The organism is Mycobacterium sp. Marseille-P9652, assembly GCF_902652685.1.
In the GTDB taxonomy this organism is placed as follows: domain Bacteria; phylum Actinomycetota; class Actinomycetes; order Mycobacteriales; family Mycobacteriaceae; genus Mycobacterium.
On sequence record NZ_CACRUY010000001.1, the window covers coordinates 315,365 to 325,152 of the forward strand.

Annotated in this window: 9 protein-coding genes; 2 read left to right on the top strand and 7 right to left on the bottom strand. The window is 70.3% G+C overall.

Features of this window, described 5'->3' with window-relative positions:
* Both GPY60_RS01285 and GPY60_RS01290 read right to left on the bottom strand, forming a co-directional pair.
* Positions 1-1,188: a PPE family protein gene (locus GPY60_RS01285; RefSeq protein ID WP_156685772.1), complete on the bottom strand. Its 1,188-nt coding sequence runs from the start codon at positions 1,186-1,188 to the stop codon at positions 1-3.
* Between the two features lie 197 nt (positions 1,189-1,385).
* Positions 1,386-2,186 carry an MBL fold metallo-hydrolase gene (locus tag GPY60_RS01290; protein WP_156685743.1) on the bottom strand — a complete coding sequence of 267 codons (801 nt, stop codon included), beginning with the start codon at positions 2,184-2,186 and terminating at the stop codon, positions 1,386-1,388.
* 91 nt (positions 2,187-2,277) lie between these two features.
* Here GPY60_RS01290 and GPY60_RS01295 point away from each other — a divergent pair, with 91 nt between their 5' ends.
* Positions 2,278-2,934: a cysteine hydrolase family protein gene (locus GPY60_RS01295; protein WP_156685773.1), complete on the top strand. Its 657-nt coding sequence runs from the start codon at positions 2,278-2,280 to the stop codon at positions 2,932-2,934.
* Here the strand turns inward: GPY60_RS01295 and GPY60_RS01300 are convergent.
* From GPY60_RS01300 to GPY60_RS01315, 4 genes are all read right to left on the bottom strand, one after another.
* Positions 2,915-3,793, bottom strand: a complete 879-nt coding sequence (locus GPY60_RS01300) for an alpha/beta fold hydrolase (RefSeq protein ID WP_156685744.1) — start codon at positions 3,791-3,793, stop codon at positions 2,915-2,917. The two genes, GPY60_RS01295 and GPY60_RS01300, sit on opposite strands and share 20 nt — an antisense overlap.
* The gene (locus GPY60_RS01305; protein WP_156685745.1) at positions 3,790-4,629 is read right to left on the bottom strand and encodes a pseudouridine synthase; all 840 of its coding nucleotides are present in this window, start codon (positions 4,627-4,629) and stop codon (positions 3,790-3,792) included. The genes GPY60_RS01300 and GPY60_RS01305 overlap by 4 nt, the downstream gene beginning before the upstream one ends.
* A complete protein-coding gene (locus GPY60_RS01310) occupies positions 4,626-6,380 on the bottom strand; it encodes a glycerol-3-phosphate dehydrogenase/oxidase (RefSeq protein WP_156685746.1) in 1,755 nt (584 codons plus the stop codon). Before GPY60_RS01310 ends, GPY60_RS01305 begins: the two co-directional genes overlap by 4 nt.
* A 239-nt stretch (positions 6,381-6,619) precedes the next feature.
* Positions 6,620-8,044 carry an NAD(P)H-quinone dehydrogenase gene (locus GPY60_RS01315; protein WP_156685747.1) on the bottom strand — a complete coding sequence of 475 codons (1,425 nt, stop codon included), beginning with the start codon at positions 8,042-8,044 and terminating at the stop codon, positions 6,620-6,622.
* A gap of 65 nt (positions 8,045-8,109) precedes the next feature.
* Here GPY60_RS01315 and GPY60_RS01320 point away from each other — a divergent pair, with 65 nt between their 5' ends.
* A complete protein-coding gene (locus tag GPY60_RS01320) occupies positions 8,110-8,589 on the top strand; it encodes a gamma-glutamylcyclotransferase (RefSeq protein WP_156685748.1) in 480 nt (159 codons plus the stop codon).
* A gap of 66 nt (positions 8,590-8,655) precedes the next feature.
* On the opposite strand, the gene GPY60_RS01325 is transcribed toward GPY60_RS01320, so the two are convergent.
* A complete protein-coding gene (locus tag GPY60_RS01325) occupies positions 8,656-9,522 on the bottom strand; it encodes a hypothetical protein (RefSeq protein WP_156685749.1) in 867 nt (288 codons plus the stop codon).
* Between the last annotated feature and the right edge of the window lie 266 nt (positions 9,523-9,788).

Sequence of the window (9,788 nt, forward strand, 5' to 3'; positions counted from 1 at the left end):
TCAGCCCGCCGACGGCGGGGGCTTGATCACCGTGCCCTTGATCTCGCGCCCGATCTCGAGGTCCTCGTATTTCTGTTGCTTGCGCTTGCGCCAGCCGCTGCCCGCCGAGATCGGCGGCGGCATCAGCGGAGGAAGCATCGGGAAACCGGGGTCAGCCGCGGCCAACGGCGTTGCGGCGGAGGCGAGCTGGACCGGCACCTGGGAGCCGGGCAGCAGCCCGACGACCGCGGGCGGGGCGGTCAGCTTCCCCAGCGAGACGCCGACGTTCATCGCCGCGGTGGGCTCCGCCGAGAGGCCGCCGAATGCGGTGGGCGCCTCGGCGGCCGCGCCCCCCGCGATGGCCTCGCCCTCGGACAGCCCCTGGCCGACGTCGCCGCCGATGTTGCTCAGCGACTGCGCCGACTGCACCTGCGCGCCGAGGCTGAGCAGGTTGATCGGGAACCCGGACGAAATGAACTGGTTGGCGTACTGGTTGGCGAGCCCGAACCACCCGGCCTGCGGGTCGAAGTAGGCGAGGTTCTGTTGGAACAGCGGAACCGACGGCAGGGTGTCCGACGGAACGGGCGCCGCGGGCACGGGCGCCGCGGAGACGGCGGCCCGCGTCGCGGCGGCTTGCGTGCCGGCGGCCGGGGTGGCGGCAGCCTGGGCGGCGACACCCGACGGGTCGACGATCGAGGCCGGCGTCTGGAACTGCGGCAGGGCGGTGGTGGCCTGCGCCGACGCCGCCTGGTAGCGGCTGAGCGCGGCGGAGTTGGTCGCCCACATCGTCTGGTATTCGTCCTCGGTCTGGGCGATGGCGGGAAGGTTGCTGCCCAGGAGGTTGGTGGCCAGCAACTGCGCCAGCCGGGCGCGATTGGCGGCGACCGCGGCGGGAGGCACGACGCTCGCCAGCGCGGCGTTGAACGCCGCCGCCGCGTCCTGCGCCGCCGCGGCGGTCTGCTGGGTCTGCTGCGCGGTGTTGCGCATCCACGTCAGGTAGGGCTGGACGGCCTGGATCATCGCGGAGGACGACGGGCCACTCCAGGACTCGGCGAGCGTGGACACCGTCGCCGCGTAGACGGCTACGGTGCTCTCCAGCTCCGCACCCAGGGCATCCCATGCCGCGGACGCCTCGAGCAGCGAGGACGCTCCCGGGCCGGAATAGATGAGCGTCGACGTGATCTCGGGAGGCAACGCCGACAGATCCATGGGGTTCACACTCCCCTCCCTAGGAACCACCCGGGAAATTCACGCTGACGAGCGCGCGAAAACCCCCCCAACAGTGCGGATCGACGCCTCACCTGCGGCCCTTCTTCGTCGGAGTGCCGAATGGGACGAACGATATACCTATCGATCCTAGTCAACGAAGTATTACGGCCTAGAGGCGTTGGTCACTGAAGGCCGTCTCACACGGTGACCGAGGCGCCCCGGTCGAGTTCGATGATGCGGTCCGCGATGCCGCGCCGGCGCATCTCTCGGGTGAAATCTTCCAGCGGCGAGGCGAAGACGCCGTAGTCGTCGAAATGCACGGGGATCGCCTTCGGCAGCTTGAGCAACGCGACCAACTCGGAGCCCTGGACGCCGTCCATGGTGACCGTCAGCCCGAACGGCAGGCGCCGTCCCGCCGGGAGCCGGGTGCCGCCGAGGTGCAGCACGCCGGCGTCGATCGAATCGAAGCGAATCGGAATCTCGTTGAGCTCCTCGACCAACAGCGTGTCGCCGGAGACGTAGAGGCGCCGCCGTGACCCGTCGGCGGTGAAGTCGAGCATGGTGCCCATGACCGGCGGCAGGAGGCGGTGGATCCCCAGCGGCGCGTGCCGTCCCGGCAGGGATGTGATGGTGACCGTGGTGCCGCCCCTGGTGATGGTGTGGTACTGCCAGGTCGACAATCCCCGCGCATGCTCGAAGCCGCGGTGGTGCAGCCGCTTGGCGGCGTCGGGCGTGGTGACGATCGGCAGCCCGTGGTCGAGGCCCTTCTGTGAAACCCGATCCCAATGGTCGCCGTGCATGTGCGAGAGCACGACCGCGTCGATCGGGGGAAGTTCGTCGATGCGCAGGGCCGGCTCCTTGAGCCGCTTGGACACCAGCCCGTAGCCGAGGTACGCGCGCTGCCCGCGGTGCAGGAAATTCGGGTCGGTCAGCAGCGTCACCCCGCCGCCCGAGATCAGGGTGGTGGCGTTGCCCACGAAGGTGACCGTGATGTCCATGGGCCGGGGGCTACCCGGTCAACCAGTGTTCATGCAGCCGTCGCCACGCCGCGGGCGCGCTTGCGACAATGTCGTGATGACGTCTGCCCCGATGCCCGACTACTTGTCCCCCGAGTGGGAACGGTCCGCGCTGTTGGTCATCGACGTGCAAGTGGAGTTCGCCTCCGGCGCGATGGTGGTGCCGGGAACCGCCGATCGGCTACCGCAGCTGGCGCGGTTGATCTCGGCCTATCGCCTGGCGGGCCGCCCGATCGTTCATGTCGTACGGCTCTATGTGCCGGGCGGCGACGACGTCGACCTCGTTCGCCGCGCGGAAATTCGCGCCGGGAAGGAGATCGTCGCACCGGGCAGCGACGGTTCACAAATACCGGCTGCGCTCCTGCCCGGCGCGGAACGGTTGATACCGGATCGGTTGATCGCCGGCTCGATGCAGGAGATCGGGCCGTCGGAACACGTCATGTTCAAGCCGCGGTGGAGTGCGTTCTACCGGACAGCACTGGACGACCACCTGCGGGAGCAGAGTGTCACCACGGTGGTGGTCGCCGGATGCAACCTTCCGAACTGCCCGCGTGCCACCTTGTTTGACGCCAGCGAACGGGATTACCGGACCGTATTGGTTCAAGACGCCACGTCCCAGGTCACCGCCGAGCGCCTGCACGACCTCACACTGATCGGCGTGACCTTGACCGAGACCAGCGCCGTCGAGGAGCGGCTGGCGAGTCAAGCGCTCAGCCCAGGAACCGGCTGACCGCCTCGACGAACTCTTCCGGGCAGTCCCGAACCAGCCAGTGCCCACACGGTTCGAAGATCCGCACCTCGCCGTCCTGGACGAGCTGCGACGCACGCACCGAGTCCGCCACGGGAACGAGCCTGTCGTCGCGCCCGGCGATGACGAGCGTCTTGGCCCTCACCTGTGGCAGCCTCGACACCAGCGACCAGCCCCGGGGTCCGAGACCGAACGTCCACCGCTGGGTGGCCGAAAAGGCCTCTCCCGCATGGGGACTCCGGCAGTTGAGGATCACGGCGTCGACCAGGTCGTCGCTGAGCGCCGCCGGATGCTCGACGATGCGGCGCAGTTGCATCCGGGTGAAGCGGCGCCCCAAGCGGGCGTAGGCGTGGTAGGCCTGTTTGTTCACCGCGGGGTGGTTGGCGAGCCAGCGCGCCAGGTGAAGGTATTTGAACGTCTCCGTCACGCCGCCGGGGTTGACCGGAACGATGCGGCGCACGATCTCGGGCCGGCTGATCGCGACCTCGAGCGTGATCCAGCCCCCGAGCGACAACCCGGCGAGGTCGACCCGATCGAGGCCGAGGCGGTGGATCAGGGCCGCGACCCAATCGGCGTACCAGGGAATCGAATACGACGCGTCGGTGAACTGCGTATCGCCGTAGCCGGGCAGGTCCGGCGCGATGACGCGCCGGCGCGCCCCGAGCGACGCCAGCGCGGAACCGAACGACACGAGCGCCGAATCGGCACCCGCTCCGTGCAGCAGCACCAGCGGCGTCAGCGCGGTGCCCGGGTCGACCTCGTACACCCGGGTGCGGACGCCCTGCACGTCCATGTCGTGGGCGTCCACGCCCGGCGGCGGCCGGTGGCCGGGGCGTTTCATGGGCCCGGCCGGCGGCTGACGAACTCACGCCGCGCTCCCGTCAGCGGATCGGTGAACTCGATGCGCTGCGCCAGCAACCGCAGCGGCGTGCCGAAGTCGTCGGCCGGCACGTCGATCACGTTCGGGTACAACGGATCCCCGTCGATCGGCAAGCCCAGCGACGCCATGTGCACCCGCAGCTGATGCGTGCGCCCGGTGCGCGGCGTCAGCCGGTACAGCCCGCCGCCGAGGCTTTCGACATGGGTCTCGGCGTTGACCGGACCCGGCTCGCAGACGGCCTGCAAGACGCCGCGGCACTTGACGATTCGGCTGCGCACGACACGCGGAAAATCAAGCGCCGCATCGCAACCCGCGCGCGCCAGGTACGTCTTGCCGACCAGGCCGCGCGAGAACAGCGTCTGGTAGGCGCCGCGCACCTCGCGCCGGGTCGTGAACAGCAGGACCCCGGCGGTCAGCCGGTCCAGCCGGTGCGCGGGGCTCAGCTCGGGCAAGTCGAGCTCGCGGCGCAGCCGCACCAGCGCCGTCTGCGCGACGTGCCGCCCCCGCGGCATGGTCGCCAGGAAGTGGGGCTTGTCGACCACGACGATGTTGGCGTCGCGGTGGAGCACCGGCACGTCGAACGGCACCGGAACCTCAACCGGCAGATCGCGATACAGGTACACGTGCGACCCGGCGGGCAACACCGTGGCCTCGTCGACCGGCACGCCGTCGGCGTCGACGACATCGCTTGTCACCGGACCGAATCGGGCCGTCAGCTCGGCGAGCACCGGTCCCCCGCACAACCGCACCCGGGCCGGCCCGAGTCCGTCGCGCACGGGCAGGGGCGCGGGTCTCAAGTTAGCGGCACCGGCTCGAGGATCTCGGCGCGCGCCTCGGGCGCGCTGGCCCGCAGCTCGTCGGCCGACACGTCGTCGGGCTGGGCCTGCGACAGGATCTCCGCCTCCACCCGGGCCGTGTAGTTGGCGACCTCGCGCTCGACGTCGCCGTCGCTCCACCCCAGGACCGGCGCGACCACCTCGGCGACCTCGCGGGCGCAGTCGACCCCGCGGTGCGGGTACTCGATCGAGATCCGCATCCGGCGGGCCAGGATGTCCTCGAGGTGCAGGGCGCCCTCGGCCGTGACGGCATACAACGCCTCGACCTTCAGGTAGCCCGGCGCCTCCTTGATGGGCCGCAGCAGGTCCGGATCCCCCGAGGCCATGTCCAGCACCTCGCCGATCAGCGACCCGTAGCGGTCGAGCAGGTGGCGCACGCGGTACGGGTGCAGCCCCTGCAGCGCGGCGACGTGCTCGGCCTGGTTGACCAGCGCGAAGTACCCGTCGGCGCCCAGCAGCATGACCTTCTCGGTGATCGATGGCGCCACGCGCGCCGGCACGAACTGGACCGCGGCGTCGATCGCGTCGGCGGCCATCACCCGGTAGGTGGTGTACTTACCGCCGGCGATCGCGACCAGACCCGGCGCGGGGACGGCGACGGCGTGCTCGCGCGACAGCTTCGACGTCTCCTCGCTCTCCCCCGCCAGCAGCGGCCGCAGCCCCGCGTAGACGCCGTCGATGTCGGCGTGCGTCAGCGGCGTGGCCAGCACGGTGTTGACGGTGCCGAGGATGTAGTCGATGTCGGCCTTGGTGGCGGCGGGGTGGGCCAGGTCGAGGTTCCAGTCGGTGTCGGTGGTGCCGATGATCCAGTGGCCGCCCCACGGGATGACGAACATCACAGACTTCTCGGTGCGCAGGATGATCGCGACGTCGCTGACGATCCGGTCGCGGGGCACCACCACGTGCACGCCCTTGGACGCGCGGACCTGGAACCGGCCGCGCTGCTTGCTCAAAGCCTGGATCTCATCGGTCCACACGCCGGTCGCGTTGACGACCACGTGGCCGCGCACCTCGGTGATCGCGCCGTCCTCCGAGTCGCGGACCCGCACGCCGGTGACGCGGTCGCCCTCCCGCAGCAGCGCCACCACCTGCGTCGAGCAGCGCACCACCGCGCCGTAGTGGGCGGCGGTGCGCGCGACCGTCATGGTGTGGCGGGCGTCGTCGACGACGGTGTCGTAGTAGCGGATGCCACCGATCAGCGACGAGCGCTTCAGGCCGGGGCTCAGGCGCAGCGCGCCCGCGCGGGTCAGATGTTTCTGCGCGGGAACGGATTTCGCGCCGCCCAGGCGGTCGTAGAGGAAGATGCCCGCGGCGATGTAGGGACGCTCCCAGCCGCGGTGGGTCAGCGGGAAGAGGAACGGCATGGGCTTGACCAGGTGCGGCGCCAGCGTGGTCAGCGACAGCTCCCGCTCGTGCAGCGCCTCGCGCACCAGCCCGAATTCGAGTTGCTCGAGGTAGCGCAGCCCGCCGTGGAACATCTTCGACGAGCGGCTCGACGTGCCCGACGCGAAGTCGCGCGCCTCGACCAGCGCGACCTTCAGCCCGCGGGTCGCGGCGTCCAGCGCGCACCCGGAGCCCACCACGCCGCCGCCCACCACCACGACGTCGAACTGTTCACCGCCCAGGCGTTTCCAGGCGTGTCGGCGTTGCTCCGGTCCCAGCACCGCGGCCGGCGAGCTCTGCCCGCCGGACGCGTGGATCGGGTCACTCACTGGGAGACTCCTCCTCGGTTACTCGTCGGTAGGACGCTTCCCCAGGCTAGCGGTTGTTCGCGATCGCGAGCGCGGCATTGCCGGGCGATGCGGGTCGCGACCATCGAACTCGTCGCGATCGCGAGCGCGGCATTGCCGGGCGATGGGGACCCCGCGCAGCTGGGGACGGATCGCGACCATCGAACTCGTCGCGATCGCGAGCGCGGCATTGCCGGGCGAAGCGGGTCGCGACCATCGAATTAGTCCAGATCGTCGTGGGCCATCAGCCGGCGGGCCGCCTCGGTGATGGAGCCGGACAGCGACGGGTAGACGGCCAGCGTCTGCGCCAGCTCGTTGACCGTGATCCGGTTGGTGACAGCCACGGCGATGGTCAGGATCAGCTCGGAGGCGATCGGCGCCACCACCACGCCGCCGATGACCACGCCGGTCGACTTGCGGCAGAAGATCTTGACGAAGCCCTGCCGCAGGCCGGACATCTTGGCGCGCGCGTTGGTGCGCAGCGGCAGCATGATCATCCGGGCCGTCACCGAACCGTCGTCGATCGCCGACTGCGGCACCCCCACCACGGCGATCTCGGGCCGCGTGAACACCGTCGCCGCCACGGTGCGCAGCCGGATCGGGCTGACGCCCTCCCCGAGCGCGTGGTACATCGCGATCCGGCCCTGCATCGCCGCGACCGACGCCAGCGGCAGCAGGCCGGTGCAGTCACCCGCGGCGTAGATGCCGAGCACCGACGTGCGCGACACCCGGTCGACGGTGAGGTAGCCGCCCCGGCCGAGCTCGATGCCGACCCGCTCCAGGCCGAGGCCCGTCGTGTTGGGCACCGAGCCGATGGTCATCAGGGCGTGGCTGCCCTCGACGGTGCGGCCGTCGGTCATGGTGACGAGGACCCCGGTGTCGGTGCGGGTGACCGACGCGGCGCGGGCGTTCTTGACCAGCTGCACGCCCCGCTCGGAGAACGACTCCTCGAGGACCAGCGCGGCGTCGGCGTCCTCGTAGGGCAGCACCCGGTCCTGGCTGGCGACCACCGTCACCGGCACCCCGAGTTCGGTGTAGGCGTTGACGAACTCGGCGCCGGTGACGCCGGATCCCACCACGATCAGGTGTTCGGGCAGCGCCTCGAGGTCGTAGAGCTGGCGCCAGGTCAGGATGCGCTCGCCGTCGGGCTGGGCCGACGGCAGGACCCGTGGGCTGGCGCCGGTGGCGATCAGCACCACGTCGGCCTCGTGCTCGGTGGTGGAGCCGTCGGGGGCGGTCGCCCTGACGCGGTGGCAGGCCAGGCCCGGCGTGGGATCGATGAGCTCGCCGTGGCCGGCGACGAGGCGCACACCCATGCCGCGCAGCTGGGCGGCGATGTCGGCCGACTGGTCGGTGGCCAGCCGCTTGACCCGCTCGTGGATCTGCGTCAGCGAGATCTTGGCGTCCTCGATGTCGATGTCGTAGCCCAGCCGCGGCGCCCGGCGCAGCTCGGTGCGCACCCCGGTCGAGGCGATGAACGTCTTGGACGGCACGCAGTCATCGAGGACGGCGGCCCCGCCGATGCCGTCGGAGTCGATCACCGTGACGTCCGCGAGGCCGGGGCGTTCGGCGGACAGTGTCGCGGCGACCAGCGCGGCTTCGTAACCGGCCGGTCCTCCACCGAGGATCACGATGCGGGTCGCCACGGTTCAAACCTAGTCGGACACCGGATGAAGCGCTCGGATGAATGCCCGGCGTCTAAGCTTTCCCCGTGCCGCTCTACGCCGCGTACGGGTCGAACATGGATCCCGAGCAGATGCTGAAGCGCGCACCGCATTCGCCGATGGCCGGAACGGGCTGGCTGCACGGGTGGCGGCTGACCTTCGGCGGCGAGGACATCGGCTGGGAGGGCGCGCTGGCCACCATCGTCGAGGACCCGGGCTCCAAGGTGTTCGTAGTCCTCTACGACATGACGCCGTCCGACGAGCACAACCTGGACCGCTGGGAGGGCTCGGAGTTCGGCGTGCACAAGAAGATCCGCTGCCGGGTGGAGCGCATCGCGTCGGACACCGACACCGATCCCGTGCTGGCGTGGCTGTACGTGCTCGACGCCTGGGAGGGCGGGCTGCCGTCTGCACGGTACCTCGGCGTGATGGCCGACGCCGCCGAAGTGGCCGGGGCGCCAAGCGATTACGTGCACGACCTGCGCACCCGTCCAGCGAGCAACATCGGCCCGGGCACCAGCTCCTAAACGTCGTCCCGCGAGCGTGCGTGTTTGTACGGGGACACGCCGTCGCGAGCGTGATTCTGCGCACGCTCACGCAGCGCGCTTGAGTCGCCGCTCGATGTGGGCGACGAGTTCGCCGGGCCGGCGCCTGACGTCCTCGGCAATGATGGGCACGACCACCCACCCGAGATCACTCAGTGCCGCGCCGCGCCGGCGATCGCGAACGAAGGCGTCCTGCCCGCTGTGCCAGTCGACGCCGTCGTACTCGGCGGCCACCCGATAGTCGGGCCAGGCGAAGTCGAGGCGCCAGACGCGTCCGTGCGCGTCGACGACCTCGTATTGCAGGACCGGCGTCGGCAGCCCGCCGTCGATCATGGCCAGCCGCGCCTCACTCTCCATCGGTGACTCCGCTAGCGCGGAGGCCAGCGGAAGCAACTCGCGCAGGTTGACGACGCCGCGACGTCCGGACTGCAGCTTGACCGCCCGCTCCAACTCGTCGCGACTGCACCGTTGACTGCGGAGGGCAGCGTCGAGGGTGGCCAGGGCCCGCGGCCGGCGAAGGCTGCGCGCCACCTCGATCGCCGTCCACGCCGGCGCAGTGGCTGGCCGACCGTCGACCATGGCCAGCGGCGCGCCTTCTCGACGGTGGACTATCAAGCCGTCGGTCGACCGCAATTGCGCGCCCACGGGATTGAGCACATGCAGGTTGGCGTCGCGTTCCGTGTCGAAGCCGTACGCGGCCGCGGCCGTGTTGAGGCATACCGCGACGTTGCGGCCGCACGCCAGGTCCAGCCCGCGCAACCGCAAAGCGGTGTCCACCTCGCAGCGGGTATAGATGCCGTACCAGACGCGTTGCCACTCACGGTCTAGGGCGCGACGGGGTAGGTACGTCAGGGCCTGCGCGGACGTGACCACGCCGCCTTGGGCGTCGAGTAACCGAGCAAGCTCAGGATGCATGCGCGCAATCGTCGAAGCCGCGGGTTATGCCGACAATTCACCGCATCGAGCGTGCGCAGAATGCCGCCCAACACGGCGTGTCAGCGTGCAAACACTCAGTGTCAGGGTGGCGTTGCCGCGTTTGCGGTGGTTGGGTCCAGATCACCCGGTGTCTGGCTCTTACAAACACTGCCGCCTTGAGGAGGTTGGCGTTCGTGCGTTGTGTCGGCATCGGGTGTGAAGGACCGACCGGCGTGACTTGATAGGAGCGTGGCATCGCCCCGACT